Here is a 15,005-nt window from a genome sequence, read left to right as displayed (position 1 = left end):
CACTTCGAGTCCGCAAGCTATTGCGAGGAAGCATGCCAGAGAGGGCGGGAATGCGCACTGCAATTGTTCGGGGCGCAGGCGCAACAGCATCCCGCGCTGCAATCGTTTGAGAGCGGCTGCCTTGCCGGTTGTCTTCGTCGACCGCAGCTGATGCAAAATTGCGAGGCCGCAAGCGGTCCGGATTGTCGCGCGCTGGCCTTTTGCTTGATGGCTGGCGCAAGATGAGCGAAATCACAGCGGCCATTGCTTACAAGATCAAAGTCCAGGCGGACGACTTTGTTGTTCAGGAACAGTGGACCCTGCCGCTAACAGAAGCGGGCGCATTTCAGGCTTACCAACTGACCAAGTCGGGCTGGAATACGACAGATGCGCTGCATTATGCTGCTCGACATTCGGGCATCAGCTATGATCGAATCAGCTATGGCGGACGTAAGGATCGTCACGCGACAACAACGCAGCTGGTAACGGTGGAAGGCGACAGGCCGCTGCAGTCGCCAGTCAACGGTTTCTCGCTACAATACCTTGGAAGAAGCAATTCGGCAATGGCGCCGGAGTATATCAGTGGCAATGCATTTCGCATCGTGCTCAGAAATATTGCTCCCTGGCAGGAATCAATTCTTGACGAAAACCTCGGCGAAGTTCTGCGCTACGGGTTGCCAAATTATTTTGATGATCAGCGATTTGGCGCCTATGATCCAAAGCGCGGCTTTCTGGCCGCCGCCTTGCTGCGCGGCGAGATCGAACTCGCCTTGCGCATCGCTCTAACATTGCGCTATCCCGGCGAAAAGAAGTCTGCCAGAGAGCGAAAGCATATTCTTGAGGCGCGTTGGGGCGACTGGACCGCTTGCCTGGCAGCCGCCCATACCAACCTGGAACGTCGCGCTTTCAGCATGCTGTTGGGCAGGGGAAAGGGCCGGGCCAACGTGGCCTCATTGCTTTCACGGGATGATCTGAGTATGGCGCTTAGCTCGCTGCAATCGCATCTCTGGAATCAGGCTGCTGATCGTCTGGTGGCCGCCAACGCGCCGCTAAGTTTTCTGACGGCCGGAAAGGCAGGCGCCTACCGCTTCTATCGTACGCTGACGTCAGAAGCGGAGCGCGCTATGCAGGCGCAGCGACTGCCGGCGCCTGGGCCGGGGATGGGCAGACTGGAGGCGCCGGTACGGCAGGCTCTGGATCAGGCGCTGGCTGAGCAAAAGCTGACAGCCCGGCATTTGGAAGACGCGACATTCCGGGACGTATACTTGAAGTCTTACGAGCGCCCGTTATTGCTGCATCCCCGCGATCTCAAAATCGGGGAGCGGATGGATGACGAACGTTACAAGAAGAAACGGAAGGCAACCGTTGAATTTATCTTGCCGCGCGGTTCCTTTGGGACCATGGTAATCAAACGTTTGACAGCATTGCGGCGCGCTCCGTCAGAGAATCCGCGCCATCTACGCAATGAACCTGAAGAGCAATACAATGGTGCGCACAATTGACATGATCGCCTCGGCTTCGCCGCCGCTGGACTACGATCGTTATCTGCGCCTGCAACAACGCTTGCGACGCGCTCGACGGGAGCTCTTTCTCATCTGCCAGCACCCGCCTACGATTACGGCCGGCGTGCAATCTCGGCCGCAAAACCTGCACCTTACCGACGCTGAACTACGTCGACGGGGCGTGAAATACGCGCAGATTGCCAGGGGCGGCGATCACACGGCCCATGAACCCGGCCAGTGGATCTTTTACGCGCATCTGGATTTGCGGCGCCGGCAGCTTGGATTCAGCGAGTATTTTCGAATGCTGCTGGAAAGCGTGCAGCAAGCCGTGCAACATACGTGGTCGCTGGAAACTTTTCTGGATTCAGACCGTCCCGGGCTCTACAGTATCGATGGCCGTAAACTGCTTTCGATTGGTCTGGATTTGAAGTCCTTTTTTTCCAGCCACGGTCTGGCTTTGAATGTTAAGAACTCGCTCTCCAGCTTTTCGGCAATTGCGGTATGCGGGCATGCCGAGCTACGGCCGGTCAGCATTGAGCAGTTGGGCGGAGCGTCGGATAGGATTGGCGACTTCACTCAGCGATTCCTGCATTGCCTGGCCGAGGCCCTGGAATTCTCCACTCGGGATGATCAGCCTTCGACCATCACACAGGCGTTCACCAAGAACTGAAAACCGTTCCTTTCCAGATAATCGACAACTGCAGCATCGCTGGCGCCTGGCTGTATCCAGACGCGCAGCAGCCCAAGCGACCGCGCTTCCGCCAGACTGCGCAATGTTCGCGGAGGCGGCACAACATACACCACCAATCCAATTGCGGACCGTTGCGCGGCTTCTGTCAAATTTGGAAAGGCCTGCAGACCTTCGATTTCTTTCTCTGCCGAATTGATTGGCAGAATAGTGTAGTCGCGGGCTCGCATCGTCTTCAGAATGATATTGCCAAACTTTTCCGGTCTGTTGCTGGCGCCGACCAGGGCCAGCGGCGGCTTGCTCCGCAGCAGTCGAATCAATTCGTGGCTCATGAAATTCTCCTGACGTCCGAATCGTACCGAACTTGTTGACAGGGCGCTGGCGGCGGCGGACCTGTCCATGCGGCCCAGGTAGCTCAGTCGGTAGAGCAGAGGACTGAAAATCCTTGTGTCGGTGGTTCGATTCCGCCCCTGGGCAGTGCAACTTTCTTATTGCCGAAGCTTATTCTCGCCTTCTGCCCATAGCTTCAAAAAGTCCTCCGCACTGGAGGTTTCACAGCGCTCCGGAGCAAAAAGCTTTTTCACCGGCGGTCGAGGATACAGCGAGATGCGGCCAGCCTCGGGAAGGGCCGTCAACATTCTGACAATCTGGTCGTCGCCCTCGATCTCATAGTGGGTATAGCTCATCCCCTGGCCAGGAACGATTTGCTGGGTCATCAGGTAGCGCAATGCCATAGATCAAGGCGCTGAGCGCAGCGTCCTGCGGTCAATCCAATGGCCAATCGGAATTCCCTGGCGCCCTCCGGCGGGAAAATTGATTGAATGCAGGTCAGGTCTGTGACTGTATTTCCAGGGACCGCCGCCTTCGGGGGAAGGGGCGATGCGACTAAAGATTTGCAGGGTCTGACCGATGATCAGGGAGAGTAGCATGGACAAGGGATTCTTCGTCTGCGTTGATGACGAGGTCTCCGTTCTGGAGACGCTTCGCGAGCAGTTGCGCGAACATTTTGGCGGCAGTCATGAGATTGAAATTGCCTCCAGCGCCGAGGAGGCGTTGCAGCTGATCGACGACATAGAAAAATCCGGCGGCGTCGTGGAAGTGGTGATCACTGACCAGGTGATGCCGGGAATGAAGGGCGATCAGTTTCTGGAGCAGATCAATAAGACGCAGGTCGACTGCATCAAGATCTTGCTCACCGGTCAGGCTGGTTTAGACAATGCTATCCATGCCATCAACTACGGGGGCCTGAATCGCTATGTGGAAAAGCCCTGGAATATGGACACGCTCCGCCGCGATATTGAGGAACTTATCGCTCGCTTCCGCGAGAATATTGAAAACCAGCGTCTGCTCAATTCCCTGGAACAGCGTGTTGCCATGCTGGAAAAAGAGAACGCGGCGCTGCGCACCAGTCCATAGTCTGGCGCTTATCAACTGCAGCACAACCCTCAGGCTTTGCAGCCTCGCGGCCTCAGTCGTATTGAGCGGCGCTTTGCTGGCACAGCCTGCGCCGTCGGCTCCTGCACAAACAGCTCCCAGCCCTTCGGCGCCTGCGCCCGCCTCGTCAGTCGCCGGCGACGCCTCCGAGCCGCGACAGCGCGCCCTCGACGCCCTGGAGAACATGATCCGCTTTGCGGCCTCTACCGAACGACGCGCGGGCATGCGCAAAGTAATCGCGCTCAACGAACAGGAACGGCAGCGCTTCTATCCTGTGCTGGAAGAAATGGCCAGCAAGGACCTCGATTTTGCCGTCCGTGAAACCGCAATACGCGTACTGGGTGAAATGCGACACCGATCGTCGCAGGCCGTCTTTATCGCTGCGCTGCGCGATGAGAACCGCGACGTGATCCGCGCCGCCGTCGCAGCGCTTTCACACGATCCGCCGGCCGAAGCCGGAGCTGCATTGGAGGAACTGGCCAGAAAGGAGGAGTACGCGGAAAACAATCAATTGCTGGTCAGCGTGATCAATCTTCTGGGAGAACTGAAGCGGCGCGAAATGGCGTCCTTCTTCAAGGAGAAATCAGACGATCCCCGCACTCATAGCGAGATACGACTGGCAATCACCCTGTTTTATGGCCGAGCCGGCGCCGTTGAAATGAAAGACCACCTGCTGGGCGTCCTGCGCAATGAGCAACTGGACCCAACAACGCGCAGCTTCGCTGCCAACGCGCTGGGACGACTGGGGGATCGCAGCGTAGCGTCCCCCATCCGCGAGGAACTGAACAAGATTCGGGCCCTTTCCAATTCCCGGGAGCGCGCTGCTTTAAGTTCATTCAAACTTCAGTTACTGGGCGCGCTGGTGCGCCTGGGGGACGAAGAAGTGAACGCCGAAATCCTCGCCGCAGCGCGCGACGATGATGGCCGAGTTCGATTGCGCGCCGTCCGCCAGATAGGAGAAATTCGTCTGCAGGCTGCGCGCCCGCTTCTGGAATACATTGCCGCCAACGATTCAGGCCCGCGGATCCGCGCGGCAGCCCGGGCTGCTATCAAGCGGCTCGACGGCGCCACTGGCGAAGACGAAAGCGATCGCGACGCGCCAGAAACATCAGAAAACAGCAGCGCTTCCGGCGCCGAGGGTGCGCCATGATTCCGTTCGCGCGGCCTTGCGGCGGGGCGCTGCTCGTAGCGACGTTGCTATCCGCCGCGCGGACGCCGGCGGCGTCGCCCGCTCAGTTCAGCGATTTCAGTCACGCCGAGTTGCGATCCCTGCGTGGGAGCCGCCGATCGCTGCACGAAGAACTCCTGTTTCGAGGCCTGCGTCGGGCGGATACGGGCCGTGCCTATGAATCGGTCCGCGTCTTTGAGGATGCAGCAGGTCGGACAGTGTATTTCCTGAGCGAAGGATTTGAAAACACGAACATGCGTACTAACGAACGCTATCGCCTTGCGTTTCGGATCTTTGGCTTCGCCCCCGGCGGCCAAACGCTGGCCCAGCTGAGTTCGCCGCAGCAAGATGCTTCAGACTCGCCATATGAGGGCGACATTCGGGAAAATGATCCCCGATTGGACGAAATCCGAAAGGCGATGCAACAAGGTCAGACCCCTCCTGCTTCGATCCGACTGCGCTACTCGGGCGTACGTGGCGACTACCTCTCGTTTTTTGACCTCGATGGACGCGAGGCGCTGTTTCGCTATCGAGAGGATCGCTTTGATCGTCGCGCCGAACGCCGCATCGCGCCGATCATTGCCGGCCAGGCGTATGAGGTGCGCGGCAATTTTCTAGGTTTGCTCGCATCGGGACAGTGGATTGACCGCAACGCTGCCGAGTTCGGCGGCCGCTTAGGCATTGGCGACAGCACCCTGGTTTTTGAGTTTGTTGATGCGCGTCCGCTACGGCTGGATCAGGCGCTCTTCTGATGATTGGTTGGCGCCGCATTGCGGGAGTCGCGCTGGCCCTCGCACTTGGACTCAGCAACAGACTGGTTGCGCAATCCGTCGAATCGGCAGCAGTCGTCGAGTCAAACGCGCCTTTCAATCACTATCGCGCTCCGGCAAGTTTCCTGACGCCTGAACCCATGCGGGTTCGCCAAACACCGCGCGGCTTGCATATGGAGACGGAGCTGCAGTCCGCAGACCAGGAAAGTCTGTATGTCTATATGACCGCATTTACACTCCGCCGCGCCGAAGCGATACCGCAATTGTCGCTGGAAACGCTGGCCCCCTGCCGCTTTCCGGAGCTACCGGAAGGCGGCGACTTCGACAGGCGGCTTCAATGTGAGGGCCGAATCGGGCGCAATGACATCCAACGAGAAATTAGAATCAAACGACAGGGCGACTTGCTGCTGTTGGCAATCGTCGCCTGGAGAAAGGACCACAACGAAGCAGCGTCCCGGCTGCTACATAGCCTCGCCTGGAATCCGGATTTCTACGTACCTGGATCTGCAGCTCCCCAGGGTTCCCGTTAGACCCTGATTGGACGAACAGCGAATCTGCGCGTTCCTTCACCGCCAGATGTTGAAAATGGGTTGGCCCGCAACGGAAGCGACGCCAACTGCGGCATGCATTGGAAAGATTGGTATAAGGAACGCACCGTATCAGCCAGCACCGCCGTAGACTGCATTCAGAGTGGAATGCGCGTCTTCCTCGACGGCAACGCTGCGCTGCCGCGAGCCCTCACCGGCGCATTGATTGAACGCGCCCGGCATCTCAGCGATATCGAACTAAACCACCTCCTGGTATTTGGCGAGGATCCCTTCCGCGATTGCAGCGCGCTGCGCACCAATGCGTGGTTCCTCGGGCCGGGCGTTCGCAAGGCCGTCAATGAGGGACGGGCCGACTACATTCCAATCTTTTTGAGCGAAATCGCCACGCTCGTGCGCGGCGGCAACTGGCCAATCGACGTGGCCCTGGTAAATGTTTCGCCTCCCGATCGTTATGGCTTCATGAGTTTTGGCATCGAAGTCTCCGTGACCAAACCTTGCGCCGAAGCAGCAAAGATTGTGCTCGCCCAGGTAAATCCAAAGATGCCGCGCAGCCTTGGCGACAGCTTCATTCATGTTAACGACGTAGATTATTTTGTCGAACTTGAAGAAGCGCCTCTGGAGCTTCCCGCTGGCAAATGCAGCGATCTGGAAATGGAAATCGGCCGTCATGTTGCCGGGCTGGTAGAAGACGGCTGCACATTGCAGATGGGCATCGGCGGAATACCGAACGCCGTCCTGGCCTGTCTTGGCGATAAGCGCGACCTCGGTATTCACACCGAGATGTTTTCCGACGGCGTGCTACCGCTGCTGGAGTCTGGCGTTATCAACAATCAGGCAAAGGGTCTGCACCGCGGCAAGGTCATTGCCAGCTTCGCCATGGGATCCGGGGAACTCTATCAGTACATGGATAACAATCCGCTTTTTGAGCTCCATCCCAGTCACTATGTGAATGATCCCTTCATCGTGTCACGAAATCAAAAGATGCGGGCCATCAATTCGGCGCTGGAAGTCGACCTGACCGGGCAGGTCTGCGCTGACAGTATCGGCGAGATGATCTATAGCGGAATTGGCGGCCAGGTGGACTTCGTCCGGGGCGCCTCGCGATCGCCGGGTGGCAAAGCAATTATCGCCCTGGAATCGACAGCCAAAGGCGGCAAATTATCCCGGATCAAGAATCACCTGACGCCGGGCGCCGGCGTAGTCACCAGCCGCGGCGATATTCACTACGTGGTCACGGAATACGGCATCGCCGATCTGTTCGGCAAAAACCTGCGCCAGCGCGCCGAGGCCCTGGTTTCCATTGCTCATCCCGATTTTCGCGAACAATTGCGCAAGGAATCCCGTTGGTTGAATCTGTGAGAAATCCGGCCCTGGCCGCGCGCTCTGACACAAAAAACATAGCCAGCCGCGGGCGCGGCTGAGCATTTTTCATATGCGCCGCTCGCCGGGCGGCGTCTGTGACGCAAAAGCAAAGGCGCCCTGAGTTGGCGCGAGCGCAACGATGGCCGAGTATCGCAATAAGACCGAACTGCTGAAAGCTTTCGAAGAACTGCGCGCCGAATTTCAGTCGCGCTGGAAAGAACACGGTATTGACGCCCTGGTGCATGAACTGGGCGATCTGGAAATTGAAACTGCACGTCCGGACTTCTGGGATCGCGCAGATCGCGCCCGCGACATTTCCATGAAGAAGTCAGAAATGGAGCGGCGCGCCGCTCCGTGGCGTCATTTGCAGCAGGAGCTCAGCGATTTCCCTGATCTGGTGGACCTGACGCTGGAGGAGTTTCAACAGGATCCGCGAAGCGCAATGGAGTCTCTTTCCGCAGACTTTCGAACGCTGGAGGAAAGATTTGAAGAGCTTTTACTCAGCGAAGCGCTTTCCGGCAGCGACGATGGCCGTGACGCGATTGTAACCATTTCTTCTGGCGCCGGCGGCACAGAGAGTCAGGATTGGGCGGAGATGTTACTGCGCATGTACTCGCGCTGGCTAGAGTCCCGCGGATTTCGTACTGAGATCCTGGACTATCAGGACGGAGAAGAGGCAGGGATCAAGTCGGCCTCGTTGATGGTACGCGGCGATCACGCCTTCGGAAATCTGAAATCCGAGAACGGGGTTCACCGTTTGGTTCGCATCTCGCCTTTTGACTCGCAAAAGCGCCGACACACCTCTTTTGCAGCGGTCCATGTGACGCCGGACATTGAAGATTCTATTGATGTTCAGGTGGAAGAGAAGGATCTGCGAGTGGATACTTATCGCGCGAGCGGCGCTGGCGGTCAGCACATTAACAAGACGGACTCGGCTATTCGCATCACACACATTCCGAGCGGAATCGTAGTACAGTGCCAGAATGAGCGATCGCAGCACAAGAATCGCAGCACAGCGATGAAAATGCTCAAGGCCCGCCTGTATGAACTGGAACGTCAGAAAATCCAGGCGGACATTGAGAGCCGCTCCGGCGAGAAGAACGACGTAAGCTGGGGCAACCAGATTCGCTCCTATGTTTTTCATCCTTACAAAATGGTCAAAGATCTGCGCACGCAGCATGAAACGGGCGATGTCGAAGGCGTTATGAATGGCAATCTGGATCCCTTTGTGAAGGCCTTTCTGAAATCGTCGGCCAGCGGAAAGCCGCTGAAGGCGGTGCAGGAGAAAGACATCTGATGAGGCGCGCCACTGCCGACCAAGCGGCGCCGAGCGCGGAACCATTCGAAGAAGATCCAGAGGAAGTTCTGGCGTGGCGACCGACGCGAAAGGAGCGATTCCTGTTCTGGCTCATCCCGCTTATCGTTGATTGCATGATCCGCCTGTTGACGCTGTTCGGAAGAACCGTGGAGATTGGGCGCGAGCACATTGAATCCTACCGGCAGAACAAGCGGGGCTTCCTCTACGGCATCTGGCACCAGGCGGTCTTGATGGTAGTACATTACCATCGAGGCTGGGGAATCTATGCCATGGCAAGCGCCTCGAAGGACGGCGAGTACATTGTCCGCTATATGCGGCGCGCCGGTCACTATGCAATCCGCGGTTCATCCTCGCGTTTTGGCCGTCGAGCCTTGAAACGGTTGATCACCCTGGGCCGAAAGGGCGTACCCATTTGCATCATTCCCGACGGTCCTCGCGGGCCGGCGCTGGAATTGCAGGGGGGCATCGTAACATGCGCTCAGATCACGGGGCTGCCCATAATCCCCTGCCACGTTGAGGCCACGCGCGAATGGGTTGTAGAAAAAGCCTGGGACAAGCATCGCATTCCCAAGCCTTTCGCCACCCTTGTGGTACGCTGGGGGCCGCCGATTTTTCTGAATCGAGAGGGCGGTCCGGAGACATTCGAAAAGAATCGCCTGATGGTAGAGGCAGCGATGCTTGATAATCTGCGCCAGTGCCAGGCGGAAGCCCGGCGTCTGGCCCAGCGTACTTCAAACTGAATTGGATGCGAGCGATTCAGGCGCTCGGGGCTACTGCGGATCGCAAACCCAGCTTAACCAGCAGATTGGCCATGACGCAGAATCCGCTCAGGGCAAATACAATCAGATTTACCCCGACCAGCGCCGTCAGAATTAGCCAGTAGGGACTAACAAATGCCGACAACGCGGCGCTGCCCAGGGTAATCACTCCGGCAACCAACCAGATGGCGCGTTCCAGATACCAACGATCTGTTCTGGCACAGTACATGAGACTCCTCCTCCGATATTACATATACCAGTATGGGTATATGGGCCGTGCGTGTCGCGCAGAAAACAGGATCGGCGTCCTCAATCAAAAATTTGTTGGACCCCCAGAGCTCTCGCGCTAGATTGGACACATACCGTAGGGGGTATAGCATGACGTCCAGCGCCCGGGTTTTGCGACCAGTCGCCTCGCCGATGCCGCGAAGTTTGATTGCGACGGCGACCGCGTTCCTGCTGCTGCTAACAGCGGCGCCGCTGCGCCTGCTCCAGGCGCAAACTGCACCGGGCGGAGGGGAAGCGTTATCCTTCGAAACGCTGGCGGCGCTGGTGGAACAGAATTCCTTGCGCTTGCAATCGGCGCGAGGAGAGGAAGAGGCCGCTCGTCTGGCGCGCGACCGTTTGGCCCGGCACTGGCTCCCGCGCTTGTATATAGATAGCCGCCTCTATCGCACCAACGACGCGCTGGCCAGTTTTGGCGCGCGGCTTCAGGAGCGGCAGGTTGAATCTGCCGACCTGAGTTTGCCAGCTACGCCGCTTGAGATATATCAGAATAGCGCCAACTTCCTTAGACCTGATACGCTCAATCATCCAGCCCCTTCTTCGCACGGCACGGCCGGCGCCGGCATCGAGTGGCGCTTCTACGAAGGCGGCGCGAGTGATGCCGCTGCGCGCGCCGCGCAGCAACAGGCGCTTGCCCGGATGCTTGATCGCAGGCAAACGGCGCTTGCCGAGTATGCGGGAGCGGCCATCGCCTATTCGGAACTCCTGTCCGTGGATCGGGAAAATGGAGGCGTCCTCGAACTGCGAAGCGCATCGGCGCGCATTCTGCGCGGCTATCAGCTGGGCGCCGCCAGCAATCCGGTCGGTCGCGCCGGATTGCTGGCATTGCAGGCGCATGACAATCGGCTGCAGGCGCGTCTGCTGGAGCATGAAGCGCTCCGGAAATCCGCGCGAGAAAGCCTGGCTGTGGCTGCCGGAGATTTGCCTTCGGGCTGGGCGCTTCGGTCGGAGAACCCAATGGATTTCGCCGATCGCTGCTTTCCGCAAGACATCGTAGAAGCGGAGGAGACGCCCTCGCTCGCCCTGCAGTCGGCGCTGGCTAACGCGGATGCCGCAAGGGCTCAGGCCGAGGGGTCCGAAAACGTGTTGCGGCCACAGGCCGGCGTATTTGGCGAAGCGCGTTACAACGCCGGTGCAAGGGGCGCCGCCGACTCCTATCAATTCGGTCTCTATTTCAAAATGAATCTCTATTCACCCGTCGAATCGGGCCTCAGCGCTGAAGCCCGGGCCAGGGCCGATGCCGCTGAAACGAGAGCTCGCGACGCGGCGCGTCGTGAAGCAGCGCAACGACGCAGTTATCGAGAAAGCCTCGTGGCATTGCGCAAGGGTCTGCTGCTGATCCAGGAGAACCAGCGCTTGCTGGCGCAACAAAGTCTTACAGCGCTGCGCTTGTATCGCGATGGCGCCATCACAGCGCTGCAGCTGGCGGATGCTCACTCCCGTCGAGCTGATGTACTTTTTGAACAAGCCAGAGTCGAACGCGAATACGTTCGCTTGCGCGCCGCACTCTATTTGTTGAACGGCGCAAACATCTCACAACGCCAGGAGAGTCAACCATGAGTCGTCGTCGACCGCCGCACGAAGATGAGAGTTCATTCACCGCTTCGCCGTCGCCTGAAATGTCGGTAAGTAGTCTCGCCAGCGATGCCCGCGGTTTTGCCGGCCGACTGGCCAGTAACTTCGTTCATTCGCGACTGACGCCAGTCATTGCCGTGGCCAGCATCGTGTTAGGTCTCGGTTCGATCTACCTGACGCCCAAGGAAGAAGAGCCGCAAATATCTGTACCTATGATCGACATTGTCACTCAGGCGCCAGGGCTGGAGCCGGAGGAGGTCGAGCGTCAGATCAGCGAACCTCTGGAGCGCGCTGTTTGGGGATTGGAGGGCGTTGAATACGTATACTCGGCATCAAGTCCGCATGTCAGCGTAGTCACTGTGCGTTTCAAGGTCGGCGAACCAATGGAACCGGCGCTGGTCAAGGTGCACCATAAGATTCTCGAAATCCGTCATCAACTTCCAACGGGCGCCTCGCAGCCTCAGGTCCGATCGTTCTCCATCGATGATGTCCCCTTTCTGGCGCTGACCTTCGCTTCGCCTACCAGAGATGACTACGAATTGCGCACGCTGGTTGCGCCGCTGGCGCGGGAGCTTTCTTCAACGCCCGACCTTTCGCGAGTTGAACTGCTTGGCGGGCGGCGAAGGGTGGTGCGAGTCATCGTCGATCCTTCGAGAGCGCGTAATGCTGGCGTCTCCGTCGCCGAAGTGGCGGGCGCTCTGATGTCGAACAACGATGCCGCCCCCGCCGGCCAGAACTGGAGTTCCGTCAGCGCTGTAACCGTCGAAATGGGCGGGCGTCTACGCTCCGCCAGGGATGTCGCTGCCGTAGCTATCGCCCAACGCGGCGGTCGCCTCGTCCGCGTCGGCGATGTCGCCCGCATTGTCGACGGGCCGGAAGAGACGCAGCGTCTATCAGTGCTGCTCGAGCGCAGCGAAAGCGTATCCGGTCAAACAACCGTACCGCCGATTCAGCGCGCTGTAACAATCTCCTTTGCCAAGCGGCGCGGTACAGATGTGGCTTCCCTGTCGCCTATCTTGCTGGAGCGCGCCCGTTCCTACGCAGCTGATCTTCCCTCAGACATTCATCTCGTTGCGATTCGCGACTACGGCGCTACGGCCCGCGACAAGAGCAACGAACTGATTGAACATTTAATGATCGCCACGGTCTCCGTTGCAGCTTTGATTGCGCTGGCCATGGGTTGGCGCGCTTCGCTGGTCGTATCGATCGCTATCCCGGTAACCCTGGCTCTGACGCTGGCCGTCTACTATTTCCTGGGCTATACGCTCAATCGGGTGACGCTCTTTGCGTTGATCTTTTCAATCGGCATCCTGGTCGACGATGCCATTGTCGTGGTGGAGAACGTGGAGCGTCACTTGCGCGAAAACCCGGCGCTGGGAATCGCCCGGGCGACAATACGGGCGGTGTCCGAAGTTGGCAATCCAACCATCCTTGCGACCTTTACGGTTATAGCGGCCATCCTGCCCATGGCCTTTGTGCGCGGTTTGATGGGTCCCTACATGAAACCTATCCCGGTGGGCGCCAGTCTGGCTATGGTGCTGTCGCTTTTTGTGGCCTTCGTGGTTACGCCCTGGGCTTCGGTACGCCTTCTGGCCGGTCACGGCTCCAAAGCGGAACATGATGCGGGCAATAAGGAGGGGCGACTGGATCGGTTGTATCGCGCTGTAACTGCAAAGCTACTGGGCGAGCGCCGCGCTGCCCTGGCCTTTGGCGCGACCGTCGTTATGCTGCTGCTTGTCGCCGTTAGCTTTTTTGCTTTCAAATGGGTACATGTTAAAATGTTACCATTTGACAATAAGAATGAGCTTCAAGTGCTGATTGATTTCCCCGCTGATATGCCGCTGCAGCGTTCCGCCGAACTCTCGGCGCAACTTGCCCGGGAAATCATGAAAGACCCCGCCGTTGAGCGAGTGCAGGTCTTTGCTGGCGAACCGGCGCCATTCTCATTTTCCGGAATGGTCAAGCATACCTTCCTGCGTCATGCCGAGCATATGGCGGATCTACATGTGGCGCTGCTCGACAAAGGCGATCGCAGCCGCTCCAGCCACGAGATCATTGCCAGCTTGAGGCCGGTCATTCATAAATTTGCGCGCCAGCACGGCGCCATAACCAAGGTACTGGAAATACCGCCCGGACCGCCGGTTCTTGCCACCATGGTCGCCGAGGTATATGGGCCCAACCGCGCCGCGCGCGAGGCGGCAGCGCAAGACATTCTGAAGTTATTCCAGTCCGATCCAGCTATCGTCGATCTCGACTATTCATGGCGCGAAGGCCGGCCCCGGGAATACTTTGCTTACGATCCCAACCGCGGCGGCCTGGTTGGAATCAACGCCTCTCAGGCGGTGCAGGCGGGCGCCCTGGTGTTCTCGGAGACGCCCGTGTCGGCCCTGGCCGACGTCAGTACGCCCGAGGAAATGGCAATCATTGTATCCGTGGACCAAGCTGTGCGCTCGAGCGCGCGACCGTTGGCCTCAACGCAGTTGCGAAGCTTCGAGACCGGAAGCGCTGCGCTGGAAGACGCTCTGCGCGCGCCGCAAGTGCGACCGTACTACACAATCTTCCGCAAGAACCTGAAACCTGTTTCCTATGTATTTGCAGAATTAACCGGCTCGGAAGAGTCGCCGGTCTACGGAATTTTGAGGCTATCGCCGCAAATGACAACTCCGACGCAAACGGCGGAGGCGCCATGGAACACCCGCTCGCCAATCGTGAAATGGGACGGCGAATGGTTCATCACTTACGAAGTCTTCCGCGACCTGGGAGCGGCATTTGGCGTAGTCATGATTTTGATCTATATTCTGGTGCTGGGCTGGTTTCGAAGCTATATCATTCCTTTGATCATCATGACGCCGATTCCGATAAGTCTGATTGGGATCGTGCCCGGGCATGCCATAATGGGCGCCTATTTCACAGCAACGTCGATGATCGGATTCATCGCCGGCGCCGGCATCATCGTGCGCAATTCGATCATTCTGGTGGACTTTATTGAACAGGAGCTGGCCACAGGCATCGACCTCAAGAGCGCCGTGATCGAGGCCGGCGTCGTTCGCTTTCGGCCAATGTTGCTAACGGCAGCTGCCGTGGTTGCCGGTTCAGCGATTATGCTCTCGGATCCCATCTTTCAGGGTCTGGCGATCAGCTTGATCTTTGGAGAAGTCGCTGCTACAGTAATCAGCCGCTTTGCCGTTCCGACCTTGTACTATTGGATCGCCGGAGAATCCAGGCGCCGTCAGATCATTGAGGAGGCAAATGAGCCATAGCTTGCCCGGCGCGGAGAACCGAACAAGACGCCGCTTTACATTGCAAAGGCCGATGCAATGATCGACCGGAGTTCCTTTTCGATCTGGCGGGCGCTGGTCTTATTCGCCACGCACTGATCAAGGTGCGCTTCCACATAGGCATTGCCGAACTTCTTAAGCGCATTGGTCGCGGCCTTCACCAGCAAAATGTTTTTGCGGCAGTCGTCCGTCTTTTCGCTTTGCAGGCTTCGTTTGATAGCCTCGATTTGTCCCTGGATTCGGTTCAATCGATGGATCAATTCCGTAGGTTCCATGGTTCCATGGAAGGCGCCGGAACAGAAACCGTCAAGGCTTTGCATACCCCGTATAGTATTAAGGA

At 58.3% G+C, this 15,005-nt stretch carries 15 protein-coding genes and 1 tRNA gene; 12 read left to right on the top strand and 4 right to left on the bottom strand.

From position 1 onward, the window contains the following. Nucleotides 1-221 precede the first annotated feature (221 nt). Nucleotides 222-1,481: a tRNA pseudouridine(13) synthase TruD gene (gene truD / locus K1X75_13965; protein ID MBX7059167.1), complete on the top strand. Its 1,260-nt coding sequence runs from the start codon at nucleotides 222-224 to the stop codon at nucleotides 1,479-1,481. After that, on the top strand, nucleotides 1,444-2,151 hold the full coding sequence (lipB, locus tag K1X75_13960; protein ID MBX7059166.1) for a lipoyl(octanoyl) transferase LipB: 708 nt from the start codon (nucleotides 1,444-1,446) through the stop codon (nucleotides 2,149-2,151). The genes truD and lipB overlap by 38 nt, the downstream gene beginning before the upstream one ends. Here the strand turns inward: lipB and K1X75_13955 are convergent. After that, entirely contained in the window at nucleotides 2,112-2,501 is a 390-nt protein-coding gene (locus K1X75_13955) for a CoA-binding protein (GenBank protein ID MBX7059165.1), read from the bottom strand. The two genes, lipB and K1X75_13955, sit on opposite strands and share 40 nt — an antisense overlap. A 72-nt stretch (nucleotides 2,502-2,573) precedes the next feature. On the opposite strand from K1X75_13955, the gene K1X75_13950 reads away from it, so the two are divergent. Further along, nucleotides 2,574-2,646 (top strand) — tRNA-Phe (locus tag K1X75_13950). An 11-nt stretch (nucleotides 2,647-2,657) separates the two neighbouring features. Here the strand turns inward: K1X75_13950 and K1X75_13945 are convergent. Continuing rightward, nucleotides 2,658-2,897: a hypothetical protein gene (locus K1X75_13945; GenBank protein ID MBX7059164.1), complete on the bottom strand. Its 240-nt coding sequence runs from the start codon at nucleotides 2,895-2,897 to the stop codon at nucleotides 2,658-2,660. Between the two features lie 199 nt (nucleotides 2,898-3,096). On the opposite strand from K1X75_13945, the gene K1X75_13940 reads away from it, so the two are divergent. The 7 genes from K1X75_13940 to K1X75_13910 all read left to right on the top strand — a co-directional run bounded on the left by K1X75_13940 (nucleotide 3,097) and on the right by K1X75_13910 (nucleotide 9,509). Then, nucleotides 3,097-3,585 (top strand): response regulator, encoded by a 489-nt coding sequence (locus K1X75_13940; protein MBX7059163.1) that lies wholly within the window; start codon nucleotides 3,097-3,099, stop codon nucleotides 3,583-3,585. Between the two features lie 202 nt (nucleotides 3,586-3,787). Further along, the gene (locus K1X75_13935; GenBank protein ID MBX7059162.1) at nucleotides 3,788-4,753 is read left to right on the top strand and encodes a HEAT repeat domain-containing protein; all 966 of its coding nucleotides are present in this window, start codon (nucleotides 3,788-3,790) and stop codon (nucleotides 4,751-4,753) included. Then, a complete protein-coding gene (locus K1X75_13930) occupies nucleotides 4,750-5,523 on the top strand; it encodes a hypothetical protein (protein ID MBX7059161.1) in 774 nt (257 codons plus the stop codon). Before K1X75_13935 ends, K1X75_13930 begins: the two co-directional genes overlap by 4 nt. Next, nucleotides 5,523-6,071, top strand: a complete 549-nt coding sequence (locus K1X75_13925) for a hypothetical protein (GenBank protein ID MBX7059160.1) — start codon at nucleotides 5,523-5,525, stop codon at nucleotides 6,069-6,071. Before K1X75_13930 ends, K1X75_13925 begins: the two co-directional genes overlap by 1 nt. Nucleotides 6,072-6,164: 93 nt before the next feature. Then, the gene (locus K1X75_13920) at nucleotides 6,165-7,448 is read left to right on the top strand and encodes a 4-hydroxybutyrate CoA-transferase (protein ID MBX7059159.1); all 1,284 of its coding nucleotides are present in this window, start codon (nucleotides 6,165-6,167) and stop codon (nucleotides 7,446-7,448) included. A gap of 142 nt (nucleotides 7,449-7,590) precedes the next feature. Continuing rightward, nucleotides 7,591-8,748, top strand: a complete 1,158-nt coding sequence (gene prfB / locus K1X75_13915) for a peptide chain release factor 2 (GenBank protein ID MBX7059158.1) — start codon at nucleotides 7,591-7,593, stop codon at nucleotides 8,746-8,748. Beyond that, complete coding sequence (locus K1X75_13910) at nucleotides 8,748-9,509, top strand: lysophospholipid acyltransferase family protein (GenBank protein MBX7059157.1); 762 nt, start codon at nucleotides 8,748-8,750, stop codon at nucleotides 9,507-9,509. The genes prfB and K1X75_13910 overlap by 1 nt, the downstream gene beginning before the upstream one ends. 16 nt (nucleotides 9,510-9,525) lie before the next feature. Here K1X75_13910 and K1X75_13905 read toward each other — a convergent pair whose 3' ends face one another. Then, nucleotides 9,526-9,756 (bottom strand): DUF2892 domain-containing protein, encoded by a 231-nt coding sequence (locus K1X75_13905; GenBank protein MBX7059156.1) that lies wholly within the window; start codon nucleotides 9,754-9,756, stop codon nucleotides 9,526-9,528. A 191-nt stretch (nucleotides 9,757-9,947) separates the two neighbouring features. Here K1X75_13905 and K1X75_13900 point away from each other — a divergent pair, with 191 nt between their 5' ends. Both K1X75_13900 and K1X75_13895 read left to right on the top strand, forming a co-directional pair. Further along, complete coding sequence (locus K1X75_13900; protein MBX7059155.1) at nucleotides 9,948-11,372, top strand: TolC family protein; 1,425 nt, start codon at nucleotides 9,948-9,950, stop codon at nucleotides 11,370-11,372. 59 nt (nucleotides 11,373-11,431) lie between these two features. After that, nucleotides 11,432-14,647, top strand: coding sequence for an efflux RND transporter permease subunit (locus K1X75_13895; GenBank protein MBX7059154.1), 3,216 nt, complete (start codon nucleotides 11,432-11,434; stop codon nucleotides 14,645-14,647). A 35-nt stretch (nucleotides 14,648-14,682) separates the two neighbouring features. Here K1X75_13895 and K1X75_13890 read toward each other — a convergent pair whose 3' ends face one another. Continuing rightward, complete coding sequence (locus K1X75_13890; protein ID MBX7059153.1) at nucleotides 14,683-14,940, bottom strand: metal-sensitive transcriptional regulator; 258 nt, start codon at nucleotides 14,938-14,940, stop codon at nucleotides 14,683-14,685. Nucleotides 14,941-15,005 lie beyond the last annotated feature (65 nt).

The sequence above is a fragment of the Leptospirales bacterium genome, from assembly GCA_019694655.1.
Classification (GTDB): domain Bacteria; phylum Spirochaetota; class Leptospiria; order Leptospirales; family Leptonemataceae; genus SSF53.
This window is presented reverse-complemented; position numbering and strand designations above follow the sequence as displayed.

Excerpts from the sequence above, each read along its gene's own strand:
- truD (MBX7059167.1), top strand. The coding sequence starts at position 222 with ATGAGCGAAATCACAGCGGCCATTGCTTACAAGATCAAAGTCCAGGCG.
- lipB (MBX7059166.1), top strand. The coding sequence starts at position 1,444 with ATGAACCTGAAGAGCAATACAATGGTGCGCACAATTGACATGATCGCC.
- K1X75_13955 (MBX7059165.1), bottom strand. The coding sequence starts at position 2,501 with ATGAGCCACGAATTGATTCGACTGCTGCGGAGCAAGCCGCCGCTGGCC.
- K1X75_13940 (MBX7059163.1), top strand. The coding sequence starts at position 3,097 with ATGGACAAGGGATTCTTCGTCTGCGTTGATGACGAGGTCTCCGTTCTG.
- K1X75_13935 (MBX7059162.1), top strand. The coding sequence starts at position 3,788 with ATGATCCGCTTTGCGGCCTCTACCGAACGACGCGCGGGCATGCGCAAA.
- K1X75_13930 (MBX7059161.1), top strand. The coding sequence starts at position 4,750 with ATGATTCCGTTCGCGCGGCCTTGCGGCGGGGCGCTGCTCGTAGCGACG.
- K1X75_13925 (MBX7059160.1), top strand. The coding sequence starts at position 5,523 with ATGATTGGTTGGCGCCGCATTGCGGGAGTCGCGCTGGCCCTCGCACTT.
- K1X75_13920 (MBX7059159.1), top strand. The coding sequence starts at position 6,165 with ATGCATTGGAAAGATTGGTATAAGGAACGCACCGTATCAGCCAGCACC.
- prfB (MBX7059158.1), top strand. The coding sequence starts at position 7,591 with ATGGCCGAGTATCGCAATAAGACCGAACTGCTGAAAGCTTTCGAAGAA.
- K1X75_13910 (MBX7059157.1), top strand. The coding sequence starts at position 8,748 with ATGAGGCGCGCCACTGCCGACCAAGCGGCGCCGAGCGCGGAACCATTC.
- K1X75_13905 (MBX7059156.1), bottom strand. The coding sequence starts at position 9,756 with ATGTACTGTGCCAGAACAGATCGTTGGTATCTGGAACGCGCCATCTGG.
- K1X75_13900 (MBX7059155.1), top strand. The coding sequence starts at position 9,948 with ATGCCGCGAAGTTTGATTGCGACGGCGACCGCGTTCCTGCTGCTGCTA.
- K1X75_13895 (MBX7059154.1), top strand. The coding sequence starts at position 11,432 with ATGTCGGTAAGTAGTCTCGCCAGCGATGCCCGCGGTTTTGCCGGCCGA.
- K1X75_13890 (MBX7059153.1), bottom strand. The coding sequence starts at position 14,940 with ATGGAACCTACGGAATTGATCCATCGATTGAACCGAATCCAGGGACAA.